This is a genomic window from Paraburkholderia sp. TE9906 (genome assembly GCF_056279605.1).
In genome coordinates, this window is sequence record NZ_JBWCCT010000002.1 from 330,266 (window position 1) to 346,998 (window position 16,733).

12 protein-coding genes are annotated in these 16,733 nt (G+C 64.6%); 8 read left to right on the top strand and 4 right to left on the bottom strand.

The features are described 5' to 3' along the window. Nucleotides 1-77 precede the first annotated feature (77 nt). Nucleotides 78-1,076, bottom strand: coding sequence for a 2-hydroxyacid dehydrogenase (locus tag ACZ9H4_RS05420; RefSeq protein ID WP_408144266.1), 999 nt, complete (start codon nucleotides 1,074-1,076; stop codon nucleotides 78-80). Nucleotides 1,077-1,610: 534 nt separating this feature from the next. Here ACZ9H4_RS05420 and aspT (ACZ9H4_RS05425) point away from each other — a divergent pair. From aspT (ACZ9H4_RS05425) to ACZ9H4_RS05440, 4 genes are all read left to right on the top strand, one after another. Continuing rightward, complete coding sequence (aspT, locus tag ACZ9H4_RS05425) at nucleotides 1,611-3,293, top strand: aspartate-alanine antiporter (RefSeq protein ID WP_476118412.1); 1,683 nt, start codon at nucleotides 1,611-1,613, stop codon at nucleotides 3,291-3,293. Nucleotides 3,294-3,488: 195 nt separating this feature from the next. Further along, entirely contained in the window at nucleotides 3,489-5,171 is a 1,683-nt protein-coding gene (gene aspT, locus ACZ9H4_RS05430) for an aspartate-alanine antiporter (protein ID WP_408144271.1), read from the top strand. A 128-nt stretch (nucleotides 5,172-5,299) separates the two neighbouring features. Beyond that, on the top strand, nucleotides 5,300-6,964 hold the full coding sequence (locus ACZ9H4_RS05435) for a bifunctional aspartate transaminase/aspartate 4-decarboxylase (protein WP_476118413.1): 1,665 nt from the start codon (nucleotides 5,300-5,302) through the stop codon (nucleotides 6,962-6,964). Nucleotides 6,965-7,125: 161 nt separating this feature from the next. Then, nucleotides 7,126-8,349: a pyridoxal-phosphate-dependent aminotransferase family protein gene (locus ACZ9H4_RS05440; RefSeq protein ID WP_408144274.1), complete on the top strand. Its 1,224-nt coding sequence runs from the start codon at nucleotides 7,126-7,128 to the stop codon at nucleotides 8,347-8,349. A 39-nt stretch (nucleotides 8,350-8,388) separates the two neighbouring features. Here the strand turns inward: ACZ9H4_RS05440 and ACZ9H4_RS05445 are convergent, their stop codons facing one another. After that, nucleotides 8,389-9,600, bottom strand: coding sequence for an MFS transporter (locus ACZ9H4_RS05445; RefSeq protein ID WP_476118415.1), 1,212 nt, complete (start codon nucleotides 9,598-9,600; stop codon nucleotides 8,389-8,391). Nucleotides 9,601-10,000: 400 nt separating this feature from the next. Here ACZ9H4_RS05445 and xdhA point away from each other — a divergent pair, with 400 nt between their 5' ends. From xdhA to xdhC, 3 genes are all read left to right on the top strand, one after another. Then, complete coding sequence (gene xdhA / locus ACZ9H4_RS05450) at nucleotides 10,001-11,530, top strand: xanthine dehydrogenase small subunit (protein WP_476118416.1); 1,530 nt, start codon at nucleotides 10,001-10,003, stop codon at nucleotides 11,528-11,530. 38 nt (nucleotides 11,531-11,568) lie between these two features. Next, nucleotides 11,569-13,935: a xanthine dehydrogenase molybdopterin binding subunit gene (xdhB, locus tag ACZ9H4_RS05455; protein WP_476118417.1), complete on the top strand. Its 2,367-nt coding sequence runs from the start codon at nucleotides 11,569-11,571 to the stop codon at nucleotides 13,933-13,935. Between the two features lie 85 nt (nucleotides 13,936-14,020). Next, entirely contained in the window at nucleotides 14,021-14,617 is a 597-nt protein-coding gene (gene xdhC, locus ACZ9H4_RS05460) for a xanthine dehydrogenase accessory protein XdhC (RefSeq protein ID WP_408144282.1), read from the top strand. A gap of 84 nt (nucleotides 14,618-14,701) precedes the next feature. Here the strand turns inward: xdhC and ACZ9H4_RS05465 are convergent, their stop codons facing one another. Continuing rightward, a complete protein-coding gene (locus tag ACZ9H4_RS05465) occupies nucleotides 14,702-15,688 on the bottom strand; it encodes a LysR substrate-binding domain-containing protein (RefSeq protein WP_408324963.1) in 987 nt (328 codons plus the stop codon). Nucleotides 15,689-15,826: 138 nt separating this feature from the next. On the opposite strand from ACZ9H4_RS05465, the gene ACZ9H4_RS05470 reads away from it, so the two are divergent. Further along, nucleotides 15,827-16,024, top strand: a complete 198-nt coding sequence (locus tag ACZ9H4_RS05470; RefSeq protein ID WP_476118419.1) for a hypothetical protein — start codon at nucleotides 15,827-15,829, stop codon at nucleotides 16,022-16,024. Nucleotides 16,025-16,048: 24 nt separating this feature from the next. Here the strand turns inward: ACZ9H4_RS05470 and ACZ9H4_RS05475 are convergent, their stop codons facing one another. Then, nucleotides 16,049-16,690, bottom strand: coding sequence for a 2-hydroxychromene-2-carboxylate isomerase (locus tag ACZ9H4_RS05475; protein WP_408144288.1), 642 nt, complete (start codon nucleotides 16,688-16,690; stop codon nucleotides 16,049-16,051). Nucleotides 16,691-16,733: the final 43 nt, after the last annotated feature.

Genomic DNA, 16,733 nt, shown 5'->3' on the forward strand with positions numbered 1-16,733 from the left:
GGCATGACGCACGGTATAAGTCGCACGACGCACGACGCACGACCTGGCCCTCAACATACAAACGTCCCGCCCCCAGCCTACCCCGCAGCATGCACCGCGTTGCGCGGCGTGCCGGCCTGCCATGCCGCGACGTTCCCAAGCGTGGTCTGCGCGATCTCGCTCATCGCCTCGCGCGTGAAGAACGCCTGGTGGGCGGTGACAATCACGTTCGGGAACATCAACAGCCGCGCGAGCACGTCGTCCTGCAACGGCAGATTCGAGTGATCCTCGAAGAAGATGCCGCTTTCCTCCTCGTACACATCGAGCCCGAGATGGCCGAGCTGGCCGTCCTTCAACGCGCCGACCAGCGCATTGGCCTCGACGAGTCCGCCGCGGCCGGTGTTGACCAGCATCGCGCCGCGTTTCATCTTCGCGAGCGCGGGTCCGTCGATCAGATGATAAGTGGCGGGCACGAGCGGGCAGTGCAGACTGACGACGTCGGATTCGGCGAGCAGCGTGTCGAGCGGCACATAGCGCGCGCCGAGCGCGAGCAGGTCGTCGGCGGGCGTGCCGGGATCATGCGCGAGCACGCGCATGCCGAAGCCTGCCATGATGCGTCCGAACACCCGGCCGATCATGCCGGTGCCGACCACGCCCACGGTCTTGCCGTGCAGATCGAAACCGAGCAGCCCATGCAGCGAGAAGTCGCCCTCGCGGGTGCGCGCCGCGGCGCGCGGCAGACGCCGGTTCAGCGCGAGGATCAGCCCGACCGCATGTTCGGCGACCGCGTGCGGCGAGTAGGCCGGCACCCGCGTGACCGTCATGCCGAGCCGTTCGGCCGCCGCGAGGTCGACGTGATTGAAGCCTGCGGAGCGCAGCGCGATCAGACGCGTGCCGCCCGCATGGAGCCGCTCGAGCACGGCGGCGTCGACGTTGTCGTTGACGAACGGGCACACCGCCTCGAAGCCCTGTGCGAGGACCGCCGTTTCGCTGTCGAGATGAGACTCCTGGAAATGCAGCTCATAGCCGTGGGCCGCATTGGCTTCGGTGAACGTGTCGCTGTCGTACTGGCGGCTGCTGAACAGGATCATGCGCATGTCGGGACTCCGAAGAAGATGGTTCGGCTTTGACGAGGCGGACTGCCGGGCACGGCGGCTTGCAGGCCAGTATAAATTACCCATCCAAATAATCGCCTTCGGGCGTAGTGCCCGCTACCCTATTCGTTTGCCTTTAACCAGGATCGTATTTCGTGAACTCGACGCGTCGAGATGAAAATAATATTGACAGGGTTGCCGAACTACAATATTTATTAAAAGGCAGTCCATAAGCATGCCAAAACATGCTGTAAGAAATAGGCCGTCAGCAAATAATGTTTTTTCACAGCGTTAGGCAACTTCGCGAGGAAAGCGTGACTGTCGAGCTAGCGGAAAACTTTCTTGTCCCTTTGCTGCGCCGCGGCGTTCTTGCCGCAATGCCTGCTGCATCATTCCCTTGCCATAACCCACGTTTCGTCCGGCTCCCCGCCGGCGGCCGTTGATTGCCTGATCCACCCCGGTCAGCGGGGTTTATTCGAGTTCCGGGTGAGTGTCTTCGGTGCGCTGCTAACAAAACCCGTTAATCGGGGAGACAACATGATCGGTGAATTGCTGAAAACGCAACCGGAGATCGCGCTGTTCGCAAGCCTTGCAATCGGATATTTTATTGGCTCGTTTCGGGTGGGACCGATTCAGCTCGGTGGCGTATGCGGCACCTTGATCGTCGCATTGATATTGGGTCAGACGGGCGCGCGGCTCGCGCCCGACCTGAAAAACATCGCGTTCGCGCTATTCATTTTCGCGCTCGGCTTTACCGGCGGCCCGCAGTTTTTCGCCAACATCGGCCGGGGCTGGCGCTATGGCTTGCTGTCGATCGTCGAAATCGTGTCGGTGCTCGTGCTGATCATGATCGCGGTGAGCGTGCTGCGGCTCGACATCGGCACAGCGGCGGGCTTGCTCGCGGGCGCCGCGACGGAGTCGGCGGTGATCGGCACGGCGTCCGAGGCGATCGGCAAGCTCGGTCTCGGCGACGCGGAAACGCTGCGTCTGCAGGCCAACATCGTGACCGCTTACAGCGTGAGCTACCTGTTCGGCCTGATCACGATCGTGCTGTTCACCAGCCAGTTCGCGCCGCTGTTGCTGCGCATCAATCTGCGTGACGAAGCGGAGCGCGTGTGGCGCAAGCTCGGCGGCGAGGGCGCGTTCAGCGAGGGGCAGCGGGAGGCGGCGCCGGCGCTCGTGGGCCGCGCGTTCCGGGTGGGCGCGGGGGCCGCCGTCACGATCCGCGAGTTCGAACAGCAGCACGGCTTCAACCTCACCATCGAACAGCTTCAGCGCAACGGCGCGAACGTGCCGGTCGAACCGTCATTGCGCCTCGCGGCGGACGATCTCATCCTCGTGGCGGGGCGGCGCGAAGCGGTGGTCGCGGCGGCGGCCGGTCTCGGCGAAGAAGTGGATGGCGCGGCCTTCGGCCAGGTCTTCGCCGAGAAGCTCGACGTCGTGTTGACGCGGGGCGATCTGCATGGCCGCACGATTGCGCAGGTGCGTGACCAGGCGAAGCCGGAGGATGGACGCGGCGTCTACATCGCAGCCGTTACGCGGCTCGAAACCACGGTGCCCGCGCTGCCCGGCACCGAGCTCAATCGCGGCGACGTGCTGACGCTGGTCGGCGCGAAGGCCAATGTCGAGCGCGGCGCGAAGCGGCTCGGCTACGTGCTCCCCGCGACGCAGAAAACCGACTTCGTCTATCTCGGCCTCGGCGTGCTGGTCGGCATGGCGATCGGTCGTCTTGGCGGACAGATCGGCGGCGTGTCGATCGCGCTCGGCACGGGCGGCGGCTGTTTGCTGTCCGGCCTGCTGTTCGGCTGGATCCGTTCGCGCCATCCGCTGATCGGCTCGCTGCCGTCGGCGGCCGCGCAAATCCTCAAGGACTTCGGCCTCGCCACTTTCATCGCCGCGGTGGGTTTGTCGGCGGGGCCGGACGCGATCAAGCTGGTGCGCGAGTACGGCCTCGCGCTGCCCGTCGCCGGTGTTTTGATGGTGCTGGTGCCGGGTCTGCTGTCGCTGTGGATCGGCCACATGTTCCTGAAGCTCGAAGCGCCGATGCTGCTCGGCGCGATCGCCGGCCAGCAATGCAGCACGCCGGCGATCAGCGCACTGGTGGGCGTGACCGGCAACTCGACGCCGGTGATCGGCTACACGATCACCTACGCACTCTCGAACATCCTGTTGCCGCTGATGGGGCCCGTGGTCGTGGGCCTCGCGGGCAAAGTCGGCTAGGCATAGGCAGGTCAACCCGGCGAGGCCGGGGGGACGAGCAGATGCGCCGCGCGCGGCGGACCAGGTCTTGCGCGGCCGATGCGGCATCGGGCATGTGACATGAAGCACGCGAGCAGCGGCGCACGACATGACCGCGCAGCGCATGCGCAGGCAGCAACCAGTACTCAGTATCGCCAACTAATCAGCGAGGGCACGATGGACTGGCTACACCATATCTTTCAGAAATCCCCCGAGATTGCGCTGTTTCTGTCGCTTGCGGTCGGCTACTTCATCGGGCAGATCAACTTCGGCAAGTTCCAGCTCGGCGGCGTCGGCGGGTCGTTGCTGGCGGCGGTGGTGATCAGCCAGGCGGGCGTGACGATCGACAATGGCGTGAAGTCGGTGATGTTCGCCGTGTTCATCTACGCGGTCGGCTACGACTCCGGGCCTGGCTTCTTCAATTCGCTGAACCGCAAGACGCTGCGTGAGATCGCGATGGCGGTGTTCCTCGCCGTCAGCGCGCTCGTCACTGTGGTGGTATGCGCGAAGCTGTTCCACCTGAACAAGGGACTCGCGGCCGGACTCGCCGGCGGCGCGCTGACGCAATCGGCGATTATCGGTACGGCGGGCGATGCGATCGCGCGCCTCGGGCTGCCGGCCGATCAGGTCAAGTCGCTGCAATCGGACGTGGCGATTGCGTACGCGGTGACCTACGTGTTCGGCTCGCTCGGCGCAATCATCGTCTGCGTGAACATCCTGCCGAAGTTCATGGGGCAAGGTCTGCGGGAGGCCTCGATCGAGGCGGAACGCGAGCTGGCCTCGGGCGCGCCGGCACGCGGGCCGGGGCAGCTTGCCGCGCTGCCCGAGCTGGTGGGACGGGCGTACAAGATCGACGTCAGCGCGGGCAAGACGGTGAAGGCCGTCGAGACGCTGCATGAGGATTACCTGACGATCGAGCGCATCAAGCGCGACGGCAAGACGCTCGAACCGACGCCCGATCTGATGCTGAAGCACGACGACGTGGTGCTGGTGGTGGGCCGCCGCGAGGCGGTGGTCGCCTTCGGCGCGAACGGCAACGAAGTCGCCGACACCGGCGACGTCGGCGTCGTCATGCAGACACGCGAAGGCGTCTTCACCAGGAAGGGCATGAACCACACGACGCTCGCTGCCGCGCGCGAACTCGTGGATCGCAACATGCGCCACGGTGTCTACATCCAGAGCATCACGCGCGCTGGCCAGCCGCTGCCGATCCTGCCGGAAACGAAAGTCGAGCACGGCGACGTCATCACCTTCTACGGATCGCCCAAAGACACCAAGCGCGCAGTCGACGCCGCCGGCTACGAATTGCCGTACAGCAACAAGACCGACTTCATCTACATGGGCGTCGGCCTCGTGCTGGGTTTGCTGATTGGGCTGATCGTCCTCAACGTCGGCGGCATTCCGCTCACGCTCGGCTCGGGCGGCGGCTGTCTGCTGGCCGGCCTGCTGTTCGGCTGGATGCGCGGCAAGCATCCGATGTACGGCGCGATGCCGTCGGCCGCATCGCAATTGCTCAAGGACTTCGGGCTCGCCGCGTTCGTCGCGGTGGTGGGCCTGAACTCCGGCTTGCAGGCGGTAGTGACGGTCAAGCAGAGCGGCCTGACGATCTTCCTGCTCGGCGTGTTCGTCACCTTGTTCCCGCTGCTGCTGACCATGCTGTTCGGCCGCTACGTGCTCAAGTACAACAACGCGGCGATTCTGGCCGGCGCGCTGTCGGGCTCGCGCAGCGCCAACCCGGCCTTTGGCGGCGTGCTCGACAAGGCGGAAAGCGCGGTGCCGACCGTGCCGTTCGCGATCACCTATGCGATCGCGAACGTCGCGCTGACCCTGCTTGGGCCGCTCGTGGTCGGGCTCGTGTAGGGCGCGTGCGGCTCACGCGTGCGGCGCAGATGTAGCGCACGCATCCATCGATCTCTGTTACGCCGGCCGCAACCGGGCAATGGTTCGATATGCCGGCGTCTTTCACCTGGCTCATTGGAGAACGCATCATGGCAAAAGAGAAGGGCGACAAGAAACAAGGGGACATGGCGCAACCCGGACTGTCCGCGCTCAGCCCGTTCGAACTGAAGGACGAACTGATCAAGGCCGCCGGCGGCGGCGCCGTGGAGCGGCCCGCCAATGCGTCGATGCTCAACGCCGGGCGCGGCAATCCGAACTTTCTCGCGACCATTCCGCGCCACGGCTTCTGGCAACTCGGCCTCTTTGCGATGCGCGAATCGGAGCGTTCGTTTGCGTATATGCCGGAAGGCATCGGCGGGTTTCCGAAGCGCGAAGGCCTGACGGAACGCTTCGATCTGTTTCTGCGCGAGAACAAGGGCGTCGCGGGTATCGACTTCCTGCGCGGTGCGGTGTCGTATGTGCGCGATCAGTTGGGGTACTCGGCCGGCGACTTCCTGTATGAAATGTGCGAGGGAATCCTCGCGTCGAACTATCCGGTGCCCGACCGCATGCTCAAGCTGTCCGAACTGATCGTCGGGCAGTATCTGCGCCGCGAGATGATCGGCGATCATCCGTTCGTCGGCGAGTTCGACATTTTCGCGGTGGAAGGCGGCACGGCCGCGATGACGTACATCTTCAACACGATGCGCGAGAATCACCTGATCAAACCGGGCGACACGATCGCGCTCGGCATGCCGATCTTCACGCCGTACATCGAGATTCCGCGTCTGAACGACTACCAGCTGAACGTGGTGAATCTCGAAGCCGATGTCGCCAACGGCTGGCAGTACTCGAAGAAGGAACTCGACAAGCTGCGCGATCCCAAAGTGAAGGCGTTCTTTCTCGTGAACCCGAGCAATCCGCCGTCGGTGAGGATCGACGACGAAAGCCTTCAGTACATTGCCGACATCGTCCAGGAACGGCCCGACCTGATCCTGCTCACCGACGACGTGTACGGCACGTTCGCCGACAACTTCGTGTCGCTGTTCGCGCTCGCGCCGAAGAACACCATCCTCGTGTACTCGTATTCGAAGTACTTCGGCGCAACCGGCTGGCGTCTGGGGACGATCGCGACGCATCGCGACAACGTGCTCGACAAGCTGATCGCCGAGTTGCCGAAAGACGCGAAGAGGCAGTTGCACGAGCGTTACGAGTCGATCACGACCGAGCCGGACAAGCTCAAGTTCATCGACCGCCTGGTGGCCGACAGCCGTACTGTCGCGCTGAACCATACAGCGGGTTTGTCGACGCCGCAGCAGGTGCAGATGGTGCTGTTTTCGCTGTTCTCGCTGATGGACACGCCGGACGCCTACAAGAACGCATTGAAGCGCCTGATCCGCAGCCGCAAGCGCGCGCTGTACGAAGAGGTGGGCATCTCATTCGAGGACGACGATCCGAACCAGGTCGACTACTACACGATTCTCGACGTCGAATTTCTTGGCGAGCGGGCGTATGGCCGCGAGTTCGTCGAGTGGCTTTATAAGAACACGGAGCCTTCCGAGTTGCTGTTCCGTCTTGCGCGCGAAGCACGGGTCGTGCTGCTGCCGGGTCGAGGCTTCGGGACCCAGCATCCGTCGGGACGCGTGTCGCTCGCCAATCTCAACGAGGCCGACTACCGGAAAATCGGCCGTGCGCTGCGCAAGCTGATGGAGGAGTATGTCGAACGGTTCAACGCGGCAACCGGCAAGAAACTCGACAAGACCAAGGTGAAATGACGCATGGGACGCGTGAGGCAGTGGCGCCGTTGCCTCATCAGGCATAGTCAAAAAACTTGCGCAATCGCGCGGATCAGTGAATGATCGGACGAGTGGCCTCACCGGCGTCATGGCCGGTGAGGCCACGCTTTCCTCTGCGTCCTGACATTCACGTACCGATCATGCCGACTTCATCACCTTCTACCGTTGCTTCCGTAGTGCCCTGTCCGGTTGTCGAATCGCTCGACGCCATCCTTCCCGAAGAGCCGCTTCTGATGATGGGCGCCGGCCCCGTGCCGATTCCCGCCGCCGTGGCGAAGGCCAATACCATCGTGATCAATCACCTGGGCGGCGCGATGGTGAAGGTGATCACTCAGGTGAAGACGATGGCGCGCTACGTGTTCCAGACGCAATCGAAGTGGGTGCTCGGCGTGGCGGGACCGGGCTCGGCCGCGATGGAGATGGCGATCTCCAACCTCGCGTGGGAAGGCACGCGCGTGCTGTGCATCAAGAACGGCTTTTTCAGCGACCGCATGGGCGAAATGGGCCGGCGAGTGGGCGCGAAGGTGAGCACGCTCGAAGTCGCGGACAGGTCGGTGGCGAGCCTCGAACAGATCGCCGAGGCGATTCGCCGCGAACGTCCCGAAGTGGTCACGGTGGTGCAGGGCGAGACGTCGAACACGGTGTGGAATTACCACCTGAAGGACATTGCCGCGCTTGCGAAAGCGGCGGGCGCGCTGGTGATCGTCGACGCGGTGTGCACGTTGAGCACGATGCCGCTGGAGATGGACACGTGGGGCATCGACGCGGTCATCACGGGCGGACAGAAGGGGTTGTCGTCGATTCCGGGCGTGTCGCTGATCGCGTTTTCCGATGCGGCCTGGGCGCGCGTCAAAGGACGCACCGCGCCGAATGCGCATTGGTGCCTGGATGCGTCGCTCGCGGAGAACTTCTGGCATAACGCCGGCTATCACTACACCGCGCCGGTCTCGGGCGTGCTCGCATTGCACGAGGCGTTGCGCCTCGTGTGCGCGGAGACGCTCGAAAAGCGCTTCGCACGGCATCTGAAATGTTCGCTGGCGTTGCAGGAGGGTGTGACGGCGCTCGGCTTGCAGCTGTATGCCCCCGAAGCGTGCCGCTTGAATTCGGTGGTCGGCATCGAAGTGCCCGACGGTTTGACTCCCGCGGATGTCTGCTCGCATATTTCGCGGCAGCATCAGGTGGAGATCTCGGGCTCGTTTGGTTTGCCGATCGTCCGGATCGGGCAGATGGGCGAGCAATGCCGCGAACACAATCTTTTCCGCACCGTGCATGCGCTCGGCAGGACGATGGTGGATCTCGGCGTGAAGGTCGATCTGCCGGCCGGCGTGGCGGCGCTCGAACGCGGGTTGTCGGAAGGAAAGTAGTTGTTTGCCTGCGCTAAGCGCAGGCAAACAACAATCCTGTCACAGCGCCGCGGGTTGGCCAGTCACTTTGGCGTTGCGCAGATAGAGCACGGTCGACAGCACGACCGCCGCCGCAGCAGCAACCGCGGCGAACAGGAACACCGACCCATAGCCGAATTCCCCGGCGATATAACCGGCCAGCGGCCCGGTAATCCCGAGCGACAGATCGAGAAACACGGAGTACGCGGACAACGCCGCACCACGGCTCGCAGGCGGCACGAGCCCGACCGCTTCGACGCCGAGCGCCGGGAACACCAGCGCGAAGCCGAAGCCGGTCAACGCGGCGCCGGCCAGGGCGATATGCGGCTCGGGCGCGAGCCACAACATCAGCAGGCCGACGCATTCGAACGAGAACGAGGCAATCGCGACGCGAAAGCCGCCGTAGGTCTTGATCGTGTTGGCGAACAGCAGGCGCGCGCCGATGAACAGCGTGCCGAACACCGTCAGCGACAAAGCCGCATTCGGCCAGTTCTTCGCCGCATAAAACAGCGTGATGAACGTCGCGATCGAGCCGAACCCGGCCGAGCCGAGCGCGAGGCCGATGCCGTGCGGCAGCACCCGCGTGAACACGCTGCGATACGACATCCGCTGGCCGTGGACGAGCGGCACCGGCGCGATCTGGCGAGCCAGATAGAAACCGAGCGCGGCCAGCGCGATCACCAGAATGCCGAGCGCGGCAAAGCCGATCGCGTGCGCGATCGCGACGCCGAGCGGTGCACCGATCGCCAGTGCGCCATAGGTCGCGATGCCGTTCCACGAAATCACCCGGGCGTTGTTGTTCGTGCCGACCCGGCCGATGCCCCACAGAATCGCGCCGGTGCCGCACAGGCTTTCGCCGAAGCCGAGCACGAGCCGGCTGAACACCAGCAGCGTGAGGCTCAGCACCGGCCAATGGCCGGACAACACGGCGAGCAGCAGCAGGACGCCGCTCGCGCCGCAACCCAGCAGACCGATCGACACCGTGCGCTTCGGCCCCAGCGTATCGGCGGAGCGGCCCGCGAGCGGCCGCGAGGCCAGCGTCGCCAGGTATTGCACGCTGATGGCCGCGCCGGCCAGCACCGCGCTGTACCCGAGGTCGCCGTGGACGTAGCCGGGCAGCACCGCCAGCGGAATGCCGATCGTCAGATAACAAAGAAACGTGAAAAAGACGACCGGAATAATCTGCAGGGTCGTCGCGAATTCGCTGCGAGGTGGCGCGGAGTCAGTGGACATGGGGAAAACGAGACTTGAAATCGGCGGGAAGACGTGATTTTCCCATGGAACCGATTCCCTTGCTGCATTTACATAATTCGCCGACCGTCGCATCGGCGTCGCGAACCCACATAGTGGCCCGAGTTCGCGTGTTCAGCGTCCGTATTTTTGTCTGGCGAGCGAGGCATGCCATGATTGGTGGTGACCAAAATTCTGCAAAAAGAACAAATACACGGCAAAAAGCTCATTCCAACATAAGCCAACCCGCTCTCAAACCGCCCTCTATATCGCCTGGCGAATATGTCCCCCATGCGAGCCGCGCTATGGGTTGCCTTTATTGACGGTGATAGCTTTCAAACCATCGCTGCAGCACGTCCCCACGGACACAGAACATTCGAGATTAATTCGAGAGTAACGAGACATGACTGAGCCGATTCGCTTCTACCACCGCAACGCGATCCGCGAGATCAAGGATGCGCCCGTCACCCGCACGGTCCTGCAGTATCTGCGCGAGGACGCGCATTGCACCGGCACCAAGGAAGGCTGCGCCGAAGGCGACTGCGGCGCGTGCACGGTCGTGCTCGGCGAGCGCAACGAAGCGGGCGGCGTCGACTTCAAGGCGGTCAATGCCTGCATCCAGTTCGTGCCGACGCTCGACGGCAAAGCGCTCTACACCGTCGAAGATCTGCGTCAGCCCGATGGCTCGCTGCATCCGGTGCAGGAGGCGATGGTCGAATGCCACGGCTCGCAATGCGGCTTCTGCACGCCGGGTTTCATCATGTCGATGTGGTCGCTGTACGAGAAGCACGGCCAGGAGCAGAGTTGCGCGAACCGCACGGTGCCGTCGCGCGAAGCCATCAGCGATGCGCTGACCGGCAACCTGTGCCGCTGCACCGGCTACCGGCCGATCGTCGATGCGGCCGTGCGCATGTTCGACGCGCCCGCGCCGAAAGCGCCCGTGAACGTCGCGGCGCTCGCCGCCACGCTCGCCACGCTGGCGCGCGAGAACACCTTCCACTACGAGCACGCTGGCCAGCAGTTCGACGCGCCGCGCAGCGTCGCCGAACTCGCGAAGATCAAGGAAGCCCAGCCGGCCGCGCGCATTCTCGCCGGCAGCACCGACATCGGCTTGTGGGTCACGAAGCAGATGCGCGAGCTGGGCGACCTCGTCTACGTCGGCCAGATCGCCGAATTGCGGAAGCTCGAAACCAACGGCGAGTGGATCGAGATCGGCGCGGGCGTGAGCGTCGAAAAGGCTTATGCGGAGATCGCGAAGCAGTACCCCGAATTGACCGAGATGTGGCAGCGCTTCGCTTCGCTGCCGATCCGCAATGCCGGCACGCTCGGCGGCAATATCGCCAACGGCTCGCCGATCGGCGATTCGATGCCGGGTCTGATCGCGCTCGGCGCACGCGTGATCGTGCGCGGCGGCGAGATCGAGCGCGAGATGCCCCTCGAAGACCTGTACCTCGCGTATCAGAAGAAGGACATGGCCGAGCACGAGTTCGTCGTCGGGCTGAAGGTGCCGACGCGCAGCGGCGCGCGCGCGAATCTGCAATTTCGCACCTACAAGCTCTCGAAGCGTTTCGATTCGGATATCTCGGCCGTGTGCGCCGCGTTCTCGTTCATCGCCGACGGCAAGCTGATTCGCGAGCCGCGCGTCGCGTTCGGGGGGATGGCCGCGACGCCCAAACGCGCGACGCATGTCGAAGCCGTGCTGGGCGACGCCGAATGGCACGAGGCCACCGCGCAGGCCGCGATGCTCGCGCTCGGCAACGACTATGCGCCGCTGTCCGACATGCGCGCGACCAGCGACTACCGGCTCGAAGCCGCGAAGAACACGCTGTACCGCTTCTGGCTCGAAACGCGTCCGCATAATCCGCTGCCGAAGAGCGCGCTCGACGTGCGCGCGGTCGCCGCCGCGTGCGCGCCTGTCGCCGCGAGCGCCTGATCCGCGCTCAGCCTACGAAGGATACGGAGAACATCACGATGAATCAGCAAGCCGAGCCGTTCCTGAAAGACCTGCAGGATCTCGACGACTTCACCCAGGTCCACGTGTCGCGTCCGCACGAGTCCGCGCATCTGCACGTGAGCGGCCGCGCCACCTATACCGACGACATCCCGACGCTCGCCGGCACGTTGCACGCCGCGCTCGGGCTGTCGTCGAAAGCCCATGCGAAGATCGTGTCGATCTCGGTGGACAAAGTGCGCGCCACACCCGGCGTGGTCGCCATCTTCACCGCCGACGACATCCCCGGCACCAACGACGTGGGCCCGATCATCCACGGCGACGATCCGATTCTCGCCGACGGCCTCGTGCAATACATCGGCCAGCCGATCTTCATCGTGGTCGCGACCTCGCACGAAACGGCGCGGCTCGCCGCGCGTCGCGCCGAAATCGTCTACGAGGAACTGCCGGCCATTCTGACCGCGCAGCAGGCGCGCGCCGCGAACCAGCACGTGTTGCCGCCGATGAAGCTCGCGCGCGGCGAAGCCGCGACGAAGATCGCACGCGCCGCGCATCGCGAGGCCGGCGAGATGCTGTTGGGCGGGCAGGAGCAGTTCTATCTGGAAGGCCAGATTTCGTACGCGGTGCCCAAGGACGATGACGGCATGCACGTCTACTGTTCGACGCAGCACCCGACCGAAATGCAGCATATGGTCGCTCACGCGCTGGGCGTCGCGTCGCACAACGTGCTGATCGAATGCCGGCGCATGGGCGGCGGCTTCGGCGGTAAGGAATCGCAATCGGGCCTGTTCGCGTGCTGCGCGGCGCTCGCCGCGTGGAAGCTGCTGTGCCCGGTGAAACTGCGTCCCGACCGCGACGACGACATGATGGTCACCGGCAAGCGCCACGATTTCCACTACACGTATGAAGTGGGTTACGACGACCAGGGTGTGATCGGCGGCGTGACGGTGGACATGACCTCGCGCTGCGGTTTTTCCGCCGACCTGTCCGGCCCGGTGATGACGCGCGCGCTGTGCCACTTCGACAACGCGTACTGGCTTTCGGACGTGACGATCGACGGCTTCTGCGGCAAGACCAACACGCAGTCGAATACCGCGTTCCGCGGCTTCGGCGGCCCGCAAGGCGCATTCGCGATCGAATACATCATGGACAACGTCGCGCGTTCGGTGGGCGTCGATGCGCTCGACGTGCGCCGCCGCAATCTGTACGGCAAGACCGAGCGCAACCAGACGCCGTATGGCCAGATCGTCGAAGACAACGTGATTCACGAACTGATCGACGAACTCGAAGCGACCAGCGAATACCGTGCGCGCCGCGCGGCGATCGACGAATTCAACGCGAACAACGAAGTGCTGAAGAAGGGCCTCGCGCTGACGCCGGTCAAGTTCGGCATCGCGTTCAACGTGACGCACTTCAACCAGGCCGGCGCGCTCGTGCATATCTACACCGACGGTTCGGTGCTGGTGAATCACGGCGGCACCGAAATGGGCCAGGGCTTGAACACCAAGGTCGCGCAAGTGGTCGCGCATGAACTGGGCGTCGGCTTCAACCGCATTCGCGTGACGGCCACCGACACCAGCAAGATCGCCAATACGTCGGCCACCGCTGCATCGACCGGGTCCGATCTGAACGGCAAGGCCGCGCAGGATGCCGCGCGCCAGTTGCGCGAACGCCTCTCGGCATTCGCCGCCGAACGTTTCGGCGCGGGACAGGTGAACGCCGCCGACGTGCGCTTCGCGCACGACCGCGTGGTGGTCGGCGACGTGGTTGTGCCGTTCGAAGAGGTGATCGCGAAGGCCTACATCGCGCGGATCCAGCTCTGGTCGGACGGTTTCTACGCGACGCCGAAGCTCTACTGGGATCAGTCGAAACTGCAGGGCCGGCCGTTCTATTACTACTCGTACGGCGCGGCGGTGTCGGAAGTGGTGATCGACACGCTGACCGGCGAAATGCGCGTGCTGCGCGCGGACGCGTTGCATGACGTGGGCGCGTCGCTGAACCCGGCGCTCGACGTCGGCCAGGTGGAAGGCGCGTTCATCCAGGGAATGGGCTGGCTCACGACCGAGGAGTTGTGGTGGAGCGCGGGTGGCAAGCTGATGACGCATGCGCCCTCGACCTACAAGATTCCGACGGTGAACGATACACCGCCGGTCTTTAATGTGCGCCTCTTCAGGAACCGCAATGCCGAGGACAGCATCCATCGTTCGAAAGCGACCGGCGAGCCGCCGTTGCTGCTGCCGTTCTCGGTGTTCTTTGCGGTGCGCGACGCGGTGTCGGCGGTCGGCGATCACAAGGTCAATCCGCCGCTGAACGCGCCCGCGACCAGCGAGGAAATTCTCAAGGCGGTCGGCGCGGTGCGAGCCGCTGCTGCGGCGGCGCGGCAATGAGCGCGGTGCGACGCGTGGCTGAACGCGCCGTTGCAGGCGCGGCGGCGAGCATCGCAGAACACGCGAGCGGTGGAGTGCGACGCGCATGAACAATCTACACACAGGGATGATCGCCATGAACGATTTCTCGTCCGTTCAGATCGGCCGGCGCAGCGCCACGCAGATGCCGCGTCCGGCGCCGATGCATATCGTGCTGTTCGGCGCGGGGCACGTCGGGCATGCGCTCATCAGGCTGCTCGGCAGCTTGCCGTGCCTCGTCCAGTGGGTCGACGAGCGCGACGAACTGTTCCCCGACGAGACGCCCGCCAACGTGCAGATCGAGGCGACCGACACGCCGGATGCGATCGTCGATGCGGCGCCGCCCGGCGCCTACTTTCTCGTGATGACGCATAACCACGCACTCGATTTTTCGCTCGCCGCGCGCATCATGCGGCGGCGCGATTTCACCTACTTCGGCATGATCGGTTCGCAGACCAAGCGGGTGAAATTCGAGCGGCGGTTGCTCGAACGCGGTGTGGAAGCGGATCGGCTGGTGGAGATGACGTGTCCGATCGGGGTGGATGGCATCGTCGACAAGGCGCCGTCGGCGATCGCGATTGCGGTGTGCGCGGAGCTTCTGCAGATCAGGACGCGCCAGGTGTCGGCGCAGGTCGCGACGCAAAAGATTTGCGCGACGGTTTGACGAGGCGGCGCATTGCCGCGGGCATTCACGAGAGCGCGGCACATGCGGACGTTCAAAGCCAAACGGTAGTGCCGCAAAAAACCTTCACGTCTGCTTGCCCGGTTCTTCTTTTTGCCGAGGCCGCGTCGCGCGCCTGACCTTCTGCGCGACCAACCCATCCGACACTTCGGACATCAATGCCCGCAGCCAGCCGACATCGCTCGGCCGGTCCGGCTGCGGATGCCATAACTGATAGCACTTGATGCGCGGAAACGCGATCGGCACCTCGACTACCGCGAGCGGCAGCATGTCCGCGTAGTGCATCGCGAAGCGGCGCGTCGTCGTGAAGATCAGATCCGACTGCAGCAGCGTCTGCGGTACCAGCCCGAAGTAGGGCAGCGTCGCGACGATCCGCCGCTCGGCGTGCGCGCGCGCGAAACCTGTGTCGATCGCGCCGCCGCGCGCGCCGCTGTACGGCGTCGGCGCGAGATGGGGCGCCGCGAGATACGCGTCGCGCGTCAGCGGCGCGCGGGTCAGCGGATGATCGGCGCGCATCAGGCACACGACCGTATCGGAGAACAGATCGCTGCGCTCGAATCGCGCATCGGGCTTCGGCCAGTTGCCGATCACCAGATCGAGTTCGCCGGCGTCGAGTGCGGCAGAGTGATCGAGCAGCGGACCCAGCGATTCGATTTCGAGCCGCGCATGCGGGGCCGCTTCGCGAAACTGCGCGATCACCGTCGGCATGAAGAAGTCGTTCAGATAATCCGGCGCGGCCACGCGAAAGGTGCGGCGTGAGCGGGCGGGATCGAAGTCGCCATGCGGCGTCGCGACGAAGTCGACTTCGCGCAGCACGCGTTGCGCGCTCGCCAGCAGCGATTCGCCATATTCGGTCGGCACCATGCCGGACTTGCCGCGCACGAGGATCGGGTCGTTCAGCGTCTCGCGCAGTTTGCGCAGCGCGGTGCTGATGGCCGGCTGGGTCTGATTCAGACGCAGTGCGGTCTGCGTCACGCTGCGCTCGACCAGCAGCGTGCGCAGCACGCGCACGAGCCAGATATCGAGTGAGGCGGCGGTGTCGTCGTCATCCATGGTTTGAGCGGGGCGGTGCGGGCGGAGCGGGCCCGGATGAAGCGCGCCACGAAGCCGGTTCGCCACACGGCCCGCGCGCGGGGCGCAAAGGTTATAACCTTAGGCCCGTTTGCGATGTAGCGGCATAGCAGGCGCGGTATGGCCGGCATCAGCGGGGGCTGTTTCGGTACGATTCTGTTGAAGCCGAAGCCGAAGCCGAAGCCGAAGCCGAAGCCGAAGCCGGAGCCGGAGCCGGAGCCGGAGCCGGAGCCGGAGCCGGAGCCGGAGCCGGAGCCGAAGCCGGGCAAACCACGACACAGGAACCTGGAACGGCAAACCACGCCGCCCGCCACCTGAAGCCCACGCCCCTCGCTACGCCAGCTAGTCCACCAGCCCCGACGGCAGCGAACTGATCCGCTTCACTTCCTGCGATTCGAGCCAGTTCGGCGTGCGCGCGCAGTACAGCACCATCGGCAGCGCGTCTTCGCCCCAAAACAGCTGATCGTTCAGACGAAAGGTCGGCACGCCATACACTCCGAGCCCGATCGCGTCGGCCGTATTGCGCTGCAATTGCGCTTTCACTTCCTCGCTTTTGATGCGCTCCGGCCCGTCCGGCATACCGACGCGTTCGCACAGTTCGGCGAAGTCCGCATCGCTTGACGGATCGCGGCCCTCGCGCCAGATGAAGCGGAAAATCTCGCGCACGAAGCTGATGTCGCCGTTCGCGGCGGTGGCCAGCAGCAGCGCCTTCATCGAATCGAACGGATGCGCCGGCGGCATCTTGTACGGGATGCCGAGCTGTTCCGCGCGAAACAGCGCGTGCCGGTACATGAAGGTGCGCTTCGCGGGCACGCTGTAAGCGGGCCGCTGTCCCCAGTGAGCGTACAGGTCGTTCAGCACCACCGGCGTGAATGCGAAGTCGAAGCCGGGCCATTTGTCGTGTTGCTCGAGCAACAGGTACGTGAACGGCGAGACAAAGTCGTAAAACCACAGCGGTTGCCTGGCGTCGATGCCAACGGTCATAAATGTCTCCCGAATTGCCTGTCTGACGATGCGTTCGCTACAA